Origin of the sequence: Vibrio sp. 1167, from assembly GCF_033340375.1 — a bacterium.
GTDB classification, from domain to species: domain Bacteria; phylum Pseudomonadota; class Gammaproteobacteria; order Enterobacterales; family Vibrionaceae; genus Vibrio; species Vibrio alginolyticus.
Map to the genome: position 1 here is coordinate 221659 of NZ_JAWOWK010000001.1, position 20568 is coordinate 242226.

1 protein-coding gene is annotated in these 20568 nt (G+C 48.9%); it reads right to left on the reverse strand.

Annotated elements, in window-relative coordinates; translation table 11 throughout:
- Positions 1-95 precede the first annotated feature (95 nt).
- A complete protein-coding gene (locus R7Z78_RS01030) occupies positions 96-20495 on the reverse strand; it encodes a tandem-95 repeat protein (RefSeq protein ID WP_169644565.1) in 20400 nt (6799 codons plus the stop codon).
- Positions 20496-20568: the final 73 nt, after the last annotated feature.

Here is a 20568-nt window from a genome sequence, read left to right on the forward strand (position 1 = left end):
GCTCATAGAAAGAAGACCAACAAAAAAGCCATGCAAAGTAGACTCTGCATGGCTTTGGTTTGGGCAGCAATGACACTGCCCTCGTCTAGGACTGGTTACATTGAGCTTTGATCGAAATCGTTGCCTTGGTCAGTACCCGTTTGAGTATCCGAGTCGAAGCTGCCAGAGTCATCCGTGAAGTCAACACCTTGATCTTGACCTCCTGCACTTGTCCAGTCGCTGCCGCCAGATTCCATACCCGCCATGTCTGGTTGCTGATCTTGAGCAGAACCTTGCATGGTGTATTGATCATCGACTTCAACTTCAACTGTGCCACTCGCACCTTCTACCGCGCTGCCCAATTCGTCGTAACCTTGGAATTGGATTTCGCTCGTACCTTCGTAACCTTCTGGTAGGTCAACCGATACTGGTTGGTTCAGGTTGCCACTTAATGTGAAGCTGCCATCGCCATTATCCAGTGCGTTGCTTACTGATGCACCATCAGGTAGACCGGACATTTCTGCATAATCCACCGATTCGTTACCACTGACCTCATCTGGAACCGAGATAGAAATGGTATCGCCTGGTGCTGCAGTCACATCAGCTGCGCTCTCCTCTTCACTGTCTGCACCGTTTGCTGCTTGCTCTTCAGGCTGTTGCGCTTCGCCAACTTGCTGCTCTGCTGATGCTTGAGCAGTTTGGATTTGTGGCTCGTCGCTTTGCGCTGAATCGTCCGCAACTTGGATGCTCAGATTCTGAGTCGATACTTCACCATTGTCGTTGACCTGAACATCCATAGCCAAATTGCCATCGAAGTCATCGTTCGGCCAGTATGTCCACTCTTCATCACCTGATTTCGCAAAGAAACCAGCATCGTTTGCATCGGCGACATCCAACACTTCTGCAGAAGGGCTAATGCCAAGCTCATCAATCAACTGCGCTTCCGTTAGTGTTAGTGAACCATCATCAGCCAGTGCGTAGCCTTCACTGGTTGTGGTTTCACCTTCACCTTGGATGTCGACATTGAAGAAGCTCTCAATGCGATTTTCACCGTCAGTTGCAATAAAGCCAACTTGAACATCTCCGGTGTAGCCTTCTGCTGGTGTGAATTGGTAGTTACCTTGGTTATCGGTCTCTATCACACCTTGACCTTCCATTAGGCTCACTGATTCAATGCTCAAGCTGTCGCCTTCTGCATCGCTCAATGTCGATAGCATGTCGTCATTGGTGAACGACAAGGTGCCATCCGCTGCCATTTCTGTGGTAGAAATGCTGTCGATTTCTGGAGAAGCATTCTCTTGTGGTGCGTCTTCTTTCACGACCACGCCTGTTTGCTCATCATGAAGCACACCGTCTTTATCAATCACATAAGCGATATCCGCTTCACCAGTAAAGCCCGGTGCTGGATTGAATGTCCATGTGCCATCACCGTTATCGACAATCTCACCTTGGCTGCGATCAGCTAGGTGAACGAATTTCACTTCATCACCCGCGTCAGCGTCTACGTTTTCTGCCAATCCGATTAGGTCATCAGCGGTTAGGATAACTGGCTCACCCGCTAGGGTTTCGAAGTCACCTGAATCGATGCCATCTTCGAACTCTTCTGGCTCGTCACCGTAATCCACCGTTGTTGCGGTCACGGTTACGAAGAACTCGCCATTAAAGTCAGCCGGAGGCGTCATTTGCAGGTCTGAAATATCCCACTCGTTCAAATCGATGTATTGACCCGGTTCCGTAATGGTAATGGTGTTCACACCATCCGTAACTTCGAAGCCAACAGGGAAACCAGTCATCACTAGGTTACTTAGCGTTTCTGAATCGTCGATTAGACCGACATTCAAGCCTAGGTGACCTGTTTCGTCCTCACCGAAGACTAACGGACCATCATGGTCGGTTGTAATGACCGCACCATCCGCAACAGGGCGAACAAACACTGGTACATCAAGTACTGTTTCAAACTCACCGTCACTTACCACAACTTGCAAGTCAGAAACCCCTGCAAAATCGCCAGTCGGTGTGAATGTCCAAGTACCGTCACCGTTGTCCGTTACCTCACCACCATCTTCACCTTCTGCGGTGATAATGCGTGATACGACTAGGTTTTCAGTGTCGATATCGCCGAACAAGTTCATCAGGTCGCCAGCGTCGAAGGTGAATGCGCCATCCTCGTCGGTTGCCATAAAGGCATTACCCACATTGAATGGAGCATCGTTGACTGGAATGACATCCACATTCAACGAGCCTTCAACCACTTCTTCACCATCCGTCGCGGTGTAGCCCAGTTCCACCAAACCATTGAAGTCTTGAGTGGTCACCAAGTGGTACATACCATCTGGTTGCTGGGTTAATGTCGCATTTGCAGGAGCACGAACCGTGATGCTTTCTACGCTGATTTCGTCACCATCAAGATCCGTAACTTGATCAGCGATGTAAGCTGGGTCAATCACCATGACCACATCTTCTTCGCCCTGCATCTGGATGGTTGGTGCTTCTGGTGCATCGTTAACCGCTTCGATGTTTAGATTGCCTTCAACTGGCGTCACTAAATCACCATCGCTGACACCGAACGACATTGGCACATCACCATTGAAGTTCTCTGCCGGAGTGAATGACCAAGTGCCATCACCGTTGTCTAGCAAGTCACCGTATTGCTCATCAATCACTAGGTCGACAGCAGACAGTTCGTCGTAGGTGTTGTCGATGTCTGTTGCGTTAGCAAGCAACATGTCCTGCGTGATTAGAATGGTGGTATCTTCGGTGCCAGCAATATTCACTGGCGTTGATTGCGGCGCATCGTTAATTGGGTTCACCGTTAGGTCGACGCCCACTTCCACGCTCGCACCATCGTTATCAATCAAGTCGAAACTTAGGTCGATATCGCCATTGAAGTTCGCGTCAGGCGTAATCGTAAAGCTACCATCTTGGTTCTCAACAACGGTTGCATTGGCTACCGCGGTTAAGTTCACCGCTTCTAGATTATCGCTGTCGACGTCACCCGCTTGAGCCAGTAACTGCTCTTGACTCAATGTGATTGAACCGTCTTCATCGACGCTGTAAGCCAAATCGCCAGATACCGGAGCATCGTTGACTGGCAATACATCAATGTTCGCGTTGGTTGTCGCAGTTGCACCGTCTTCATCAGCCACTACTACGTCAAGACTTACGCCACCGTTGAAGTTTTCATTTGGCGCGAAGCTGTAAGTGCCATCGTCATTCGCCGTTAGAATACCGTCGCTACCACTGTAAGAGACGCTTTCTAGGCTCACGTCACCTTCCACATCGCTTGATTGCGCTAGCAGTTGCTCTTTCGTGAAGATAATGACTTCGTCTTCATTAACAGAGTAACTTGTCGCACCTGCGATTGGTGGATCGTTCACCTCAAGTACTGTGATACCCGCAGTGGTTGAGTCTGTCGCACCCTCTTCATCGACAACTACAACGTCTAGGCTGACCTCGCCATTGAAGTTCTCGTTTGGAGAGAAGGTGTACGTACCATCACCATTGTCTTGGAACACGCCATCTGCGCCGCTGTAGCTGACACTATCAATCGCGACTTCGCCTTCGACGTCAGATGAGTTAGCCAATAACTGCTCGTCACTAATGGTGATCGAATTGTCTTCATGCACCGTGTAAGACGTGCTGCCTGCAACCGGTGGATCGTTCTCTGGCGTCACGCTTACGTCGATATTTGCGGTCACGGTATCCGTGCCATCAGAAACATCGAAGGTAAAGTTCACATCACCATTGAAGTTCTCGTTTGGAGCAAAGCTGTAGGTACCATCACCGTTATCGGTTAGGACACCATCGGCACCAGTGTAATTGACACCTTCTACCGATAGGTCATCACCATCGATATCCGTTGCGCCATCAAGCAGATCCTGGTCAGTGAAGGTCAACACGCCATCTTCACCAATGGTGAACGCTTGATCTTCCGGCTGCGGCAAGTCATTGACTGGGTTAACCGTTAGGTCAGCCGTTGCAACGATAGTATCGCTGCCATCATTGATATCGAACGTGATATCAATGTCGCCATTGAAGTTCGCGTCAGGCGTGATAGTAAAGCTACCATCGTCATTAGCCGTAACCGTCGCATCACCGTCAACCACTAGGTTGGAAGCGGTTAGTGCATCACCTTCTACATCCGTTGCTTGTGCCAACAATTGTTCTTGGCTTAGCGTGATTGAGTTGTCTTCGTCGACACTGTAAGCCAAGTCACCCGATACTGGAGCATCATTGATTGGCAGAACATCAATGTTTGCCGTCGTCGAAGCGGTCGCACCATCTTCGTCCACGACTACAACATCAAGATTCACTTCACCATTGAAGTTTTGGTTTGGTGCAAAGCTGAACGTACCATCACCATTGTCGGTAAAGATACCTTCGCTGCCACTGTAGCTCACGCTATCTAGTGCTACCTCACCTTCAATATCGGAAGAGTTTGCCAACAACTGTTCTGCACTGATGGTGATGACTTCATCTTCATCAATGGTGTAACTGGTTGTGCCTGCGATTGGTGGATCGTTCACCTCAAGAACGGTAATACCCGCTGTTGTTGTATCAACCGCGCCGTCCTCGTCAACCACGACAACATCAAGGCTAACATCGCCTGTAAAGTTTTCGTTTGGAGAGAAGGTGTAAGTACCATCGCCATTAATTTCTAGCACACCGTCGTTACCGCTGTAACTCACGCTGCTGATCGCAACATCACCCTCGATATCAGACGAATTAGCCAGTAGTTGCTCGTCACTGATGGTGATCGAGTTATCTTCATGCACTGTGTAAGACGTGCTGCCTGCCACCGGTGGATCGTTCTCTGGCGTCACACTCACATCGATATTCGCGGTCACGGTATCCGTGCCATCGGAAACATCGAAGGTAAAGTTTACGTCGCCATTGAAGTTTTCGTTTGGAGCGAAGCTATACGTACCATCGCCATTGTCAGTTAGGACACCGTCCGCGCCAGTGTATGTGACACCTTCTACCGATAGGTCATCGCCATCGATATCGGTTGCACCATCAAGCAGGTCTTGATCAGTGAAGGTCAACACGCCATCTTCACCAATGGTGAACGCTTGATCTTCCGGCTGCGGTAAGTCATTAACTGGGTTAACCGTTAGGTCAGCCGTTGCAACGATAGTATCGGTGCCATCGTTGATATCGAACGTGATATCAATGTCGCCATTGAAGTTCGCGTCAGGCGTAATGGTAAAGCTGCCATCGTCATTAGCCGTAACCGTTGCATCACCGTCAACCACTAGGTTAGATGCAGTTAGTGCATCACCTTCTACATCCGTTGCTTGTGCCAACAATTGTTCTTGGCTTAGCGTGATTGAGTTGTCTTCATCGACACTGTAAGCCAAGTCACCCGATACTGGAGCATCATTGATTGGCAGAACATCAATGTTTGCCGTCGTCGAAGCGGTCGCACCATCTTCGTCCACGACTACAACATCAAGATTCACTTCACCATTGAAGTTTTGGTTTGGTGCAAAGCTGAACGTACCATCACCATTGTCGGTAAAGATACCTTCGCTGCCACTGTAGCTCACGCTATCTAGTGCTACCTCACCTTCAATATCGGAAGAGTTTGCCAACAACTGTTCTGCACTGATGGTGATGACTTCATCTTCATCAATGGTGTAACTGGTTGTGCCTGCGATTGGTGGATCGTTCACCTCAAGAACGGTAATACCCGCTGTTGTTGTATCAACCGCGCCGTCCTCGTCAACCACGACAACATCAAGGCTAACATCGCCTGTAAAGTTTTCGTTTGGAGAGAAGGTGTAAGTACCATCGCCATTAATTTCTAGCACACCGTCGTTACCGCTGTAACTCACGCTGCTGATCGCAACATCACCCTCGATATCAGACGAATTAGCCAGTAGTTGCTCGTCACTGATGGTGATCGAGTTATCTTCATGTACTGTGTAAGACGTGCTGCCCGCAACCGGAGGATCGTTCTCTGGCGTCACACTCACATCAATGTTGGCAGAGGTCGTATCCGTACCGTCTGACACATCGAAAGTGAAGTTCACATCGCCATTGAAGTTCTCATTCGGTGCGAAGCTGTAAGTGCCGTCACCATTGTCAGTAAGAACACCATCGGCACCTGTGTAAGTCACGCCTTCAACAGTTAGGTTGTCACCTTCTACATCCGTCGCGCCTGTTAACAGGTCAGCATCGGTGAAGGTAAGAAGACCGTCCTCACCCACGGTGAACGCTTGATCTTGTGGCTCTGGCGCGTCATTGACTGGTGTTACTGTTAAGTCGAGACCAGCCGCAACCACTTCTTCTCCGTCAGTCACATCGTAGGTGAATTCGATATCACCGTAGAAGTTCTCGCTCGGGGTAATGGTGAAGCTGCCATCCTCGTTCATTTCAACCGTTGCATTTTCATCATTGGTGCTCAGGTTGATTGCACTTAAGTCATCGCCATCGATATCAACAGCGTGCTCCAGTAACTGCTCTTGAGTTAGCGTAATGCTATTGTCTTCGGCAGTGACTGCGCTGATATCACCCGTCACTTCTGGTGCATCATTGGTTGGCGAGATATGAATCGTCACATCTTGCGTCGCTGTCGCCGTGGTTCCGGTATCTACATCCGTAGAGGTTGCATTCACGGTTAGCGTCACATCGCCATTGAAGTCCGCAGAAGGAATAAACTCTAGTCCTTCTAGCTCGCCTGGTTGTAGTGACCAAGTGCCGTCGCCATTATCAACACCTGCTGATAGTGCGCTACCTTCTGGCACATCCTCAATCAAGATAGCGAGGTTTTCTGAACCATCGGTATCGGTCAATGCGGCATCGATATCAAGCGGCACTGGCGTATCTTCGGTACCAATGATTTGGTAATCCGCGTCCGCTACCGTGATTTCGATGTTGTCGATGCCGAATGACTCGTCAGGAATACTTTGGTTTAGCGTAGAACCAAAGCCTAACTGAAGCTGACCGTCTTCCACCGGAACGGTTAAGTTAACTTGGTGAGCTTGGTCATTCCAACCACTGAAGCCTTCACGTTGAGAGGCTCCGTGAATCACTTCACCCACTTCATTACCGTCAGAGTCGTAAAGCGTTGTCGTACCATCTTGAGTACGGAACGCGGAGTTCTCCAAGGTGGTTAGCTGTTCACCACCGACAAAGATTTGGAACGACTCGCCATCCCAAGAATCGATTTCGTAGAAGCTAAACGAGATATTCACTTCGTTGACATCGCTTGGGATCTCGTAGGTTTTGCTGACCGCTTCATCACCGCCAGTGCCACCAATACGACCCAACATGTCGCCCGTTTCGAAGCCTTGTGAACTTTCTGTGTTTGCGTTCCAACCATTCGAGCCAGACTCGAAGTTATCAGAGGCAATCACCAAGTCTGAAGCAATCGACAGCTCTGGCATATCAACCACAGATTGAACATCAATGTTCGCTTCTGCTGGTACGGTTGCGGTGCCATCGTTGACATCAAACGTCACGTTCACGTTGCCGTCGAAGTTTTCGTTTGGTGCGAAGGTGTAAGTGCCGTCACCGTTATCAACCAAGGTACCGCTGTCAGAGGCAACGTTTTCAACCGTTAAGTTATCACCATCGATATCACCTGCATTTTGCAGCAGTTGCTCTTCGGTAAAGGTGAAGCTGGTGTCTTCTTGCGTAACAAACTGTGGCTGACCAACCGTTGGTAGGTCGTTCACTGGGTTTACAGTCAGATCGGCAGTGGCTTGAATGGTTGCATCACCGTCCGTAATGTTGAAGCTCAGATCAATGTCGCCATTGAAGTCTGCATCCGGTGTGATAGTGAAGCTACCATCGTCGTTCGCAACAACAGTCGCATTGCCATCAACAGTCAAGTTTGATGCAGTTAGATCATCACCATCCACATCGCCCGCTTGTGCAAGAAGCTGCTCTTGGCTGAGGGTGATAGAACCATCTTCATCCACGCTGTAAGCCAAATCACCTGATACTGGAGCATCGTTGACTGGCAATACATCAATGTTTGCATTGGTTGTCGCAGTTGCACCATCTTCATCGGTCACGACAACATCTAGGCTGACATCACCGTTGAAGTTTTCGTTTGGTGCGAAGCTGAATGTACCGTCGCCATTGTCAGTAAAGATACCGTCGGAGCCGCTGTAGCTTACGCTATCAATCGCCACCTCACCTTCAACGTCAGAAGCATTCGCCAATAGCTGCTCAGAGCTAATGGTGATGACTTCGTCTTCATTAACGGAGTAGCTGGTCGCGCCTGCGATTGGTGGATCGTTCACCTCAAGTACCGTAATACCTGCGGTGGTTGAATCCGTCGCACCGTCTTCATCGACAACCACAACGTCAAGGCTCACTTCACCATTGAAGTTCTCGTTTGGCGAGAAGGTGTAAGTGCCGTCACCATTGTCTTGGAACACGCCATCTGCGCCGCTGTAGCCGACACGATCAATCGCGACTTCGCCTTCGACGTCAGATGAGTTAGCCAATAACTGCTCGTTACTGATGGTGATCGAATTGTCTTCATGCACCGTGTAAGACGTGCTGCCTGCTACCGGTGGATCGTTCTCTGGCGTCACGCTTACGTCGATATTCGCCGTCACGGTATCCGTGCCATCGGAAACATCGAAGGTAAAGTTCACGTCGCCATTGAAGTTCTCATTCGGTGCGAAGCTGTAAGTGCCATCACCATTGTCGGTTAGGACACCATCAGCACCTGTGTAACTCACGCCTTCTACCGATAGGTCATCGCCATCGATATCTGTTGCGCCATCAAGCAGATCTTCATCAGTGAACAACAAGACGCCATCTTCACCAATGGTGAACGCTTGATCTTCTGGCTGTGGTAGGTCGTTAACTGGATTAACTGTCAGGTCAGCCGTTGCAACAATAGTGTCTGTGCCGTCGTTGATGTCGAACGTGATATCAATGTCACCATTAAAGTTCGCATCAGGTGTAATGGTAAAGCTGCCATCATCGTTTGCCGTAACCGTTGCATCACCGTCAACCACTAGGTTAGTGGCGGTTAGCGCGTCCCCTTCTACATCCGATGCTTGAGCAAGAAGCTGCTCTTGGCTAAGCGTAATTGAATTGTCTTCATCAACACTGTAAGCCAAGTTGCCCGAAACTGGTGCATCATTGATTGGTAAGACATCGACCGTGATGTAAGTATCGACCTCTGCGCCGTCTTCATCGCGAATGGTTACATCCAACTGCACTTGACCGTTGAAGTTTTCATTCGGTGCAAAGCTACATGTGCCATCGCCATTTACTGAGAAGATGCCATCTGGACCGTCGTAGCTGATGCCTACTAGCTCGACATCCCCTTCAACATCCGAAGCATTCAGTAGCACTTGCGACTCACTAAAGGTCAGAACTTGGTCTTCATCGATAGTGTATGCAGTAGGACCTGCGATTGGTGGGTCATTTACCTCAATCACAGTAATGCCAGCAGTGGTAGAGTCCGTTGCACCCTCTTCATCGACAACGACAACATCTAGGCTCACCTCGCCGCTGAAATTTTCGTTTGGTGAGAAGATGTAAGTACCATCACCGTTGATTTCTAACACACCATCGTTACCGCTGTAGCTCACGCTATCAATCGCCACTTCGCCTTCTATATCAGACGAGTTAGCCAACAGCTGTTCGTTACTGATGGTGATCGAGTTGTCTTCATGCACTGTGTAAGATGTGCTACCTGCCACTGGTGGATCGTTCTCTGGTGTGACTGTCACATCGATATTCGCAGTCACGGTGTCCGTGCCATCGGAAACATCGAAGGTGAAGTTCACATCACCATTGAAGTTCTCATTCGGTGCGAAGCTATATGTACCATCGCCATTGTCAGTTAGGACACCGTCCGCGCCTGTGTAAGTGACACCTTCTACCGATAGATCATCGCCATCGATGTCCGTTGCACCATCCAACAGGTCTTGAACAGTGAAGGTCAACACACCATCTTCACCAATGGTGAACGCTTGATCTTCCGGCTGCGGCAAGTCATTAACTGGGTTAACGGTTAGGTCCGCCGTTGCAACAATAGTGTCGCTGCCGTCGTTGATATCGAACGTGATATCAATGTCGCCATTGAAGTTCGCATCTGGCGTGATAGTGAAGCTACCATCGTCGTTTGCCGTAACCGTTGCATCACCGTCAACCACTAGGTTAGACGCAGTCAGCGCATCACCTTCTACATCCGATGCTTGAGCAAGTAGCTGCTCTTGGCTTAGCGTAATTGAATTGTCTTCATCAACGCTGTACGCCAAGTTACCAGATACAGGTGCATCATTGATTGGTAAGACATCGACTGTGATGTAAGTATCAACCTCTGCGCCATCTTCATCGCGAATGGTCACATCCAACTGTACTTGACCGTTGAAGTTTTCATTCGGTGCAAAGCTACAAGTACCATCACCGTTTACTGAGAAGATGCCATCTGGACCGTCGTAGCTGATGCCTACTAGCTCAACATCCCCTTCAACATCCGAAGCATTCAGTAGCACTTGCGATTCACTGAAGGTTAGAACTTGGTCTTCATCGATAGTGTATGCGGTAGGACCTGCGATTGGTGGGTCATTTACCTCAAGAACAGTAATGCCAGCGGTGGTTGAGTCCGTCGCACCGTCTTCATCTACCACGACAACATCTAGGCTCACCTCGCCGCTGAAATTTTCGTTTGGTGAGAAGGTGTACGTACCATCACCGTTGATTTCCAGCACGCCATCGTTACCGCTGTAGCTCACGCTATCAATCGCCACTTCGCCTTCTATATCAGACGAGTTAGCCAACAGCTGTTCGTTACTAATGGTAATCGAATTGTCTTCATGAACGGTGTAAGCCGTGCTGCCTGCAACCGGTGGATCGTTCTCTGGCGTCACTGTTACATCGATATTTGCCGTCACGGTATCCGTGCCATCGGAAACATCGAAAGTGAAATTCACGTCGCCATTGAAGTTCTCGTTTGGTGCGAAGCTGTAGGTGCCATCACCATTGTCAGTAAGAACACCGTCTGCGCCTGTGTAAGTGACGCCCTCAACAGATAAGTCATCCCCTTCAATATCGGTAGCGCCTGTTAGGAGATCCGCATCAGTAAAGGTCAGCACACCATCTTCACCAATGGTGAGCGCTTGATCTTGTGGTTCAGGCGCATCGTTAACTGGTGACACCAATAACTCAAGGTTGGTTGAGACAACATCATCGCCGTCAGACACATCGAACGTAAAGGTGATATCACCATTAAAGTCCGCATCTGGTGTTAAGGTGTAAGTACCGTCACCATTGTCTGTGATGGTGATGTTTTCATCATCCGTTGCCAAGTTCAGTGCTGTCAGTTGGTCTCCATCCAAGTCACGCGCATTAGCGAGCAAATCTTCTTGCGTGATTAGGATTGAACCATCTTCTTCAACCACAGCAGAAACAGGCAATGCTTCAGGCGTATGTTCAATGTGAGCACCCGTTGCATTGACGTAGATGGTTTGAGAAACGGTTTCAGAATCATTATTTGATAGCTCTGTCGCCGTTGCCGTTACATTGATTTCTAGCTGTTGGTTAAAGTCTTCTGGCAATTGAATCTGTAGCTCTTGTTCAATTGCTGTGGTTGGAAGCGTTACAGAACCATCTGGACCGACTGTTACTTCACCGCTGTAGATCTGGCTGTTCACTTCACCTACATCAATGGTGAAGTTGAAGTCACTATAATCGGCATCGCCGCCACCGTAGAGATCTTCAAAGCCGTAAACCAGTTCACCGTCTTCGTTCACAGTAGTTCGAGTATGTTCAATGCCATCTTGGTTGAGCTCTGAGCTTGTGCCGCCATGGAAGACTGCATCACCAAATTGGCTTTGAATCACGGTTTCAGAACCATCAGCACCCACAAACACGAGTTGTGGGTCGACCGTATCCATGTTCGCAGGAGAGCCATCTGCCGCACGGAACTCATACTGACCATCTTGCATGGACGCAAAGTCATTGAAGTTATGACCGTTAGGAATCAAGAATAGGTTGAAGCTTTCCCCTTCCGAGATTTGGAAGCTGAACTGATCTTGTCCCGGAATGAGTTCACCGCCTCCGCCAACTTGAGAGGCGTTTTCGTACACCACTTCAACGCCCGTGATATTGCCGTCTTCATCAACTTTGTAATAGCCAGCTGCGTTTTGGTAACCCGCGGTTTCACCTTCAAAGGTAACCGTGATTTCAGTATCGTTAAAACTGGTGATACCGTTGTCTTGATCGTTAAGTACCCCTTCGTTGTCGTAGCTGATCACCGAACCTTCTGGGACACCATCCACGGTCACCGTCAGCGTTTCTGACAAGTCTTGGTCAACCAATGCAGCGGCGATGTTCACTTCAACAATACCGCCTGGCTCAACCAAGATTGCTTGATCATCCACGTTTCGACCATCGCCATCAGTGATGACTAGGTCTGGCGCATCTGCCACGGCTTCGATATGGACATTAATGTCTTGCTCAACTTCATCCGTACCGTCAGAAACCGTAAAGCTGAACTGCAAGTCACCACTGAAGTGCTCTTCTGGTACGAAGCTAAATGTACCGTCACCGTTGTCCGTTACAGTACCTTCATCACCCGAGTAATTAATGCTGGTAACAGTGCGGTCATCACCATCAATATCAATCGCACCACTTAGCAGATCTTCTTGCGTGAACAGGATGCTGCCATCCTCTTCAATGTGGTACATGCCAGGCGCAACAATTGGAATGTCATTGACTGGATTCACCGTCAATGTCATTTCATTAGCAACACTTAGTTCACCGTCACTCACTTCATAAGTGAATGCAATGTCACCATTGAAGTTTTCCGACGGTGTCACCGTGAAGGTGCCGTCACCGTTATCCACGATAGAGGCATTAGGATCATTGGTTTCTAATGCCGTTGCGTACAGGTCATCACCATCTTGATCGCTGGCGTTTTCAAGCAGCATTTCTTGTGTCACGAGGATAGCTCCATCCTCGTCCACGTCTGCCACGATTGGCGCTGCTTCTGGTGCGTCGTTGACGAACTCAACTTTCAAGTCGATGTTTGCCGCCACCACATCGGTGCCATCGCTCACATCAAACGTGAGGTCAACATTACCAAAGAAGCCCTGCTCTGGCGTTAATGTGTAAGTGCCATCGCCATTGTCTGTCACTTGAACCGTGTCGCTTAAACTCGTCACGTTAACAACAGACAGGTCATCGCCTTCGATGTCCGTCGCTTGAGCCAGCAGCTCTGCTTCAGTAATAGTGATCGCTTCACCGTCTTCTGTGGTGAAGGACAAATCAGGCACATCTGGCAGGTCGTTCACTGGGTTAACGGTGAGGTTTAGATCCGCAGCGACGGTTTCAATCGCGTCAGTTACGTCATAAGTAAATTCGATTTCACCAAAGAAGTTTTCGCTCGGTGTAATCGTAAAGCTACCATCAGCGTTCTCAACGATGGTTGCATTAGGATCGTTGGTCGACAGGTTCACCGCTTCAAGGTTGTCACCATCCACGTCGATCGCGTTCGCTAATAATTCTTCTTGAGTGATGGTAATTGAGCCATCTTCATCGACGACCGCATCAACTGGACCGCTAACCTCTGGACCTTCGTTGACGATCTCAACATCGATCTTCGCTGTGCTTGGTGCACTTGCTTGACCATCGCTGATATCGAAGGTCAAGTTCACTTCACCATAGAAGTTCGAAGTAGGCTCGAAGGTAAAGGTGTTGTCGCCGTTGTCTGTCAACGTACCTTGTGACTGGTCAACAAGCAGCAGATTCTCGATATGCAGAATGTCGCCATCCACATCGGTCGCACCTGATAACAGGTCTTTTGCTTCGATGATGATGGTGCCGTTTTCTAGCATTTGAGTATGCAGCGGTGCACCAGGAACTGGCACATCGTTGACCGGAATAACGGTCAGATCTAGATGGGTATCGACTTCATCGGTACCATCGAAGACTTTGTAATCGATGTCGACTTCACCATTGAAGTTTTCATTCGGCATAAAGGTGTAAGTGCCGTCGCCATTGTCGACGAGCTCACCGTTATCACCGCTGTAAGAGATATCAGAGATAGACAGTGCATCGCCTTCCACATCACTTGTATTCGCAAGCAGATCGTCCGCGCTAAACGTAATGCCCACATCCTCATCTGTCGACAACACAATCGGACCAGAAACAATTGGCGCATCATTTACTGCTTCGAAGTTGATGTTGATGATGTTGTCGTCGGTGAGTTCACCATCCGTAACTTGGTAACCAAGCTCAATCTCACCATAGAAGTTCTCATCCGGTGTGACTGTCCATGTACCATCGCCGTTGTCGGTTAACGTAGCGTGCTCCGCGTTATCCCCCACCAGCTCTAGGTTTTGAATATCAAGAACGTCACTATCGATATCACTCGCTTGTGCGAGAAGCTGCTCTTCAGTGATAACCACAGAGGCAAACTGCGTAGAACCTTCGGTATCGATGGTCACATTTGGCAGATCAGCCGTCAGTTCGATTTCACTGTCACCTTCACGGATATTCAGTTCTACCGTTTCCGTGATTTCCGTGCCGTCCACGCCAATAGATGTGAACACCGCTTCATCATGACAAGTTTGCGAAACCGTCATGTTTTGAACCACGTAAGTACCGTTACCTTGAATCGTACCTAGCTCAAAGTAAGATACCGGTTCGTTCACCGTTAGGGTGTAATCCGTCTCATAGCTACCACGATCTTCTTTGTGGTAAGTCATCGAGTCGATCAAGTCACCATCAGAGTTAAAGGCGCGAATTTCGACTTCCGTAAAGTGGCGAGACTCTTCCATAAACCAGCCGCCTAGACCATCTAGGTGGAAGCTGATTTCGTTGATGTCTTGGCCTTCAACGGTCACAGTCAGTTTTTCATCACCGCTCAAGCCTTGGCGGTCAGTATCGCCAATACCGTGACCGATGTGTGTTTTACCATTCCACGCACCGAGTGGGTCGTCATTACTTTGAACGGTAACTTTCAAATCACCATCAACAAACTCACGTGTGTAAGGGTCAACAGCAGTCCCCCAATCATCGAGGCTAGCGTTGTCATCAAAGGTACCAATTTTACTCGTATGCGTACCGTTCGCCAATGCATCATCGTTTGGAATGAAGCGCACTTCCGTGTCTGCAGGCACCTCCTGCCCGACTTCTAGCTGTACCCATTCGTCATTTAGATTTGCTTCAATGATGCCGTTTTCAGGGGCTTGGTCGAGACGTAACGCAGGCTCTTCACGCAGAGAAACACCCACTGTTTGGTCTTCTTCTGCTTGAATAAAGATCTCGTCGCCCGCTTCTGGCGCATCGTTGACAGGATTAACGGTCAGATCCAACGTGGTCAGAACATCATTTTCGCCATCGCTGATGTTATAAGTGAAGTCCAACTCACCGTTAAAGTTTTCCGTATGTGTAATCGTGAATGAACCATCATCGTTGGCTACGATCGTCGCATCTGGGTCATTGGTTTGTAGATTGCTGGCAACAAGGACATCACCTTCAATATCTGTCGCATTCGCAAGCAACTGTTCTTGTGTAATGGTGATGGCGTTATCTTCATCCACCTCCGCTTGAATGCCTGACGTTTCAGGTGCGTCATTCACCGCGATAACATCGATGCCTGCGGTTGTCGTATCCGTTGCACCATCTTGGTCGATGACCGTAACGTCGAGCGAAATGTTACCGTCAAAGTTCTCATTTGGTGTGAAAGTATATGTGCCGTCGCCGTTGTCCACGAAGCTGCCGTCGTTACCAGAGTAGCTAACATTCGCCAAGGCTACATCGCCTTCCACATCAGAAGAGTTGGCTAACAACTGCTCGTCACTAATGGTAATTTGACCATCTTCTTGAACCGTGTACGACGTTGAACCTGCAACCGGTGGATCGTTCACTGGTGTCACGCTGACATCAATGAATGCAGGTGTTGAACCTGTGCCGTCAGACACATCGAATGTGAACTGGACGTCACCGTTGAAGTTCTCATTCGGCGCAAAGCTGTAAGTACCATCGCCATTGTCGGTAAGTACACCATCCGCACCTGTGTAGAGAACGTTTTCGATAGACAGATCATCGCCATCAATATCCGATGCACCTTCCAATAGGTCTGCATCCGTGAACAGCAAGGTGCCATCTTCTTCTATCGTGAACTGTTGATCTTGCGCTTGTGGCAAGTCATTCACAGGATTAACCGTAATATCCAGACCAACTTGTACCGAGCCGCCATCGTTATCAATGATATCGAAGGTCAGATCTAGGTCGCCGTTGTAGTTTTCATCCGGTGTGATGGTGTAACTGCCATCATCGTTGTATTGAATTGTCGCGTTGTCATCTGTCGATAGATTGATGGCTTCAAGGTTCTCGCTATCAATATCGCCCGCTTTGGCAAGCAACTGCTCTTGGCTTAGCGTAATTGAGCTGTCTTCGTTGATGGTGTAAGCCAAATCGCCCGATACTGGTGGATCGTTGATTGGTAATACATCGACATTGATGTGCGTATCAACGGTTGCCCCATTCTCATCTTGAATGGTCACATCCAACTGAACTTGGCCATTGAAGTTCTCGTTTGGCGCAAAGCTACAAGTACCATCGCCATTAACGGTAAAGATACCATCCGAGCCTTCATAGCTGATACCAACAAGCTCTACATCGCCCTCGATATCAGATGCGTTGGCAAGAATTTGTGACTCACTGAATGTCAGAACTGAATCTTCATCAATCGTGTAAGACGTTGGACCGGCAACTGGAGGGTCATTCACTTCAATGACGGTAATGCCTGCGGTCGTTTCGTCAATCGCACCTTGCTCATCCGCAACAATCACATCAAGGCTGATATCACCGCTGAAGTTCTCATTCGGCATGAAGGTATAAGTGCCGTCACCGTTGTCTTGGAATACGCCATCGGTGCCTGAATAGGTCACGCTATCGATGGACACTGCGCCTTCCACATCCGAAGAGTTAGCCAGAAGCTGCTCGTCAGAAATGGTAATTGCGTTGTCTTCATCAACCGTGTAAGACGTAGAACCCGCAACCGGAGGATCGTTCACTGGAGTGACGCTCACGTCCACATTTGCTGGTACGGTCTCAGTGCCGTCAGAAACACCAAAGCTAAAGCTGACATCACCGTTGAAGTTTTCATTTGGTGCAAAGGTGTAAGTACCATCACCGTGGTCAGTCAGCACACCATCGCTGCCTGTATAGCTAATGCCGTCAACCGTTAAGTTATCGCCATCGATATCGGTCGCGCCAGCAAGTAGGTCTGCGTCGGTAAACTGAAGCGTGCCGTCTTCTTCAACACTGAACTGCTGGTCTTGAGGGACAGGAAGATCGTTAACTGGATTAACCGTTAGATCCGCCGTTGCTTGGATAGTGTCTGTGCCATCTGTAATGTTGAATTGGATATCAATGTCACCATTAAAGTCCGCATCTGGTGTAATCGTGAAGCTGCCATCATCGTTCGCTGTAACGGTTGCGTTTCCATCGACAGTCAAATCGCTAGCAGTCAGGTCATCGCCTTCAATATCAGACGCTTGAGAAAGAAGCTGCTCTTGGCTGAGTGTAATCGCACCGTCTTCATCAACACTGTAAGCCAAATCACCCGATACTGGCGCATCATTGATTGGCAATACATTCACATTGATGACGGTATCAACTTCTGCTCCATCTTCATCTCGAATGGTGACATCAAGCTGAACTTGTCCGTTAAAGTTCTCGTTTGGCGCGAAGCTGCACGTTCCATCATCGTTAACGGTGAAAATGCCATCCGGACCATCGTAACTAATGCCAACAAGCTCTACATCGCCTTCCACATCAGAGGCATTCAACAGCACTTGCGACTCACTAAACGTCAGAACTGAATCTTCATCAATGGTGTAAGAAGTTGGTCCTGCGACTGGTGGATCGTTCACTTCCAGCACCGTAATGCCAGCAGTGGTGGCATCCGTTGCGCCTTCTTCATCAGCGACGACAACATCAAGCGTCACTTCACCATTAAAGTTTTCATTTGGAGAGAAGGTGTACGTACCGTCACCATTGATTTGCAACACACCATCGCTGCCAGAGTAGCTCACGCTATCAATCGAGACATCCCCTTCTAAATCCGAAGAATTTGCCAACAGTTGCGCGTCAGAAATGGTAATAGAGTTGTCTTCGTGAACCGTGTAAGACGTTGAACCAGCCACCGGAGGATCATTCACCGGCGTGACACTCACATCTACATTCGCTGAAACCGTATCTGTGCCATCAGATACGTCGAAGCTGAAGTTTACATCGCCATTGAAGTTCTCATTTGGCGCAAAGCTATACGTGCCATCGCCATTGTCAGTTAGAACGCCGTCGGTGCCTTCATAGCTGATTCCCGTTACAGAAAGGTCATCGCCTTCAATGTCGGTCGCACCAGCAAGCAGATCCGCATCAGTAAATTGCAGTGTGCCGTCCTCTTCCACACTGAATTGTTGGTCTTGAGGAACAGGCAGATCGTTGATTGGATTAACGGTTAGGTCAGCGGTTGCTTGAACGGTATTCGTACCATCTGAGATATCAAAGCTAATGTCGATATCACCGTTGAAATCTGCGTTCGGCGTGATGGTGAAGCTACCATCGTCATTTTGAGTCACCGTCGCGTTGCCATCTACCGAAAGGTTAGTAGCCGTCAGTGCATCGCCTTCCACATCAGAAGCTTGCGACAACAACTGCTCTTGGCTCAGACGAATCGAGCCATCTTCATCCACTGAGTAAGCAAGATTGCCAGACACTGGCGCATCATCGACAGGCGTGACGCTTACATCAATGTTAGCAGAAACCGTATCTGTGCCATCGGACACATCAAAGCTGAAGTTCACATCACCATTGAAGTTTTCATTTGGCGCAAAAGTGTAAGTCCCATTACCGTTGTCGGTCAGGATGCCGTCGCCACCATCGTAGATCACACCTTCAACTGTTAGGTTATCGCCTTCAATATCCGTTGCGCCAGTAAGCAGGTCAGCGTCCGTAAAGATCAGCGTGCCATCTTCTTCCACGTTGAACTGCTGGTCTTGAGGAACCGGCAAATCGTTGATTGGGTTAACGGTTAGATCAGCGGTTGCTTGAACGGTGTTCGTGCCATCTGAGATATCGAAGCTGATGTCGATATCACCGTTGAAATCTGCGTCCGGCGTGATGGTGAAGCTACCATCGTCATTTTGAGTCACCGTCGCATTGCCATCTACCGAAAGATTAGATGCCGTCAGTGCATCGCCTTCCACATCGGAAGCTTGCGACAACAACTGCTCTTGGCTCAAACGAATCGAGCCATCTTCATCCACCGAGTAAGCAAGATTGCCCGACACTGGCGCATCATCGACAGGCGTAACACTGACATCAATGTTGGCAGAAACCGTATCTGTGCCGTCGGACACATCAAAGCTGAAGTTCACATCACCATTGAAGTTTTCATTTGGCGCAAAAGTATAAGTCCCATTGCCGTTGTCGGTCAGGATGCCGTCGCCACCATCGTAACTCACGCCTTCAACGGTTAGGTTATCGCCTTCAATATCGGTAGCGCCAGCAAGCAGGTCAGCATCGGTGAAGATCAGGGTGCCGTCTTCTTCCACCTCAAAGGTTTTATCTTCAGGCACTGGTGCGTCATTGATTGGACGAACAGTTAAATCAATCGAGCTAGAAATGGTTTCTTGACCATCACTGATATCAAACGTTAAGCCGAGTTCACCATTAAAATCAGTATCAGGTGTGACGGTATAAGTGCCATCACCATTATCCACAACCGATGCATTAGCACCCACTTGCACGTTGAATGCGGCAAGATCATCGCCATCAACATCACTCGCGTATCCGAGAAGTTGTTCTTGAGTGAAGGTAATAGTGCCATCTTCATCCATGATGTATGCCAGATCTTGCCCTACTTCTGGCGCGTCATTTTCACCTTCGACTTTAATCTGGAACGTTTCGCTCGTAGTTTCGGAGTCGAAATCGTCTTCTACTTGCGTCGTAGTTTCTTCGCTGGTGTCTTGTACATCCACCGCGAAGCTCTCTTCAGTGGTTTCTGAATCTAGCTCGTCACCACCTTGAGAACCTTCAGAGTCTGAAGAAGCACTTGGCGCAGATGAAGTTTGTACCGCTTGTCCTTGCGCTTCATTGCCTTCTGCGTCCGAACCACCTTCAGAGCCAGAGGCATCACCACCACCGACCGCTTGGGCACCCGCCCCAGAATCCGAACCACCGCTGCCCAGAGCCTCGTCACCTGATTCTCCGCTAGAAGCTACACTATCAACAACATTGGATTGTGCAGCGTCAGAGTCGCTGCTACTTTCAGTATCCTCTTCTTGAACTGCGCCACCCGAGCTCACTGCTTCTTCTTCCGTACCCGCGCCACTAGGATTTTCTTCCATCGCACGATTGGCTTCATCAACAGCATCTGCACTTTCAGCACCGGTCGCTACAGTCGAAGAGACGGTCGACTGCTGTTTTTCTTCTTTTGTCCCCGTATCCTTCGTTTCTGTTTGCTCTACCGCATCGTTAAGCTTTTCATTGTCTTTTTCTTGATTAGTGTCGCCTGCCATTACAGCCTCCGTTGCTTTTAGCTAACTGATCGTATTTAGAGGCAGTAAAGGACACCATTTTTAGAAACCAACT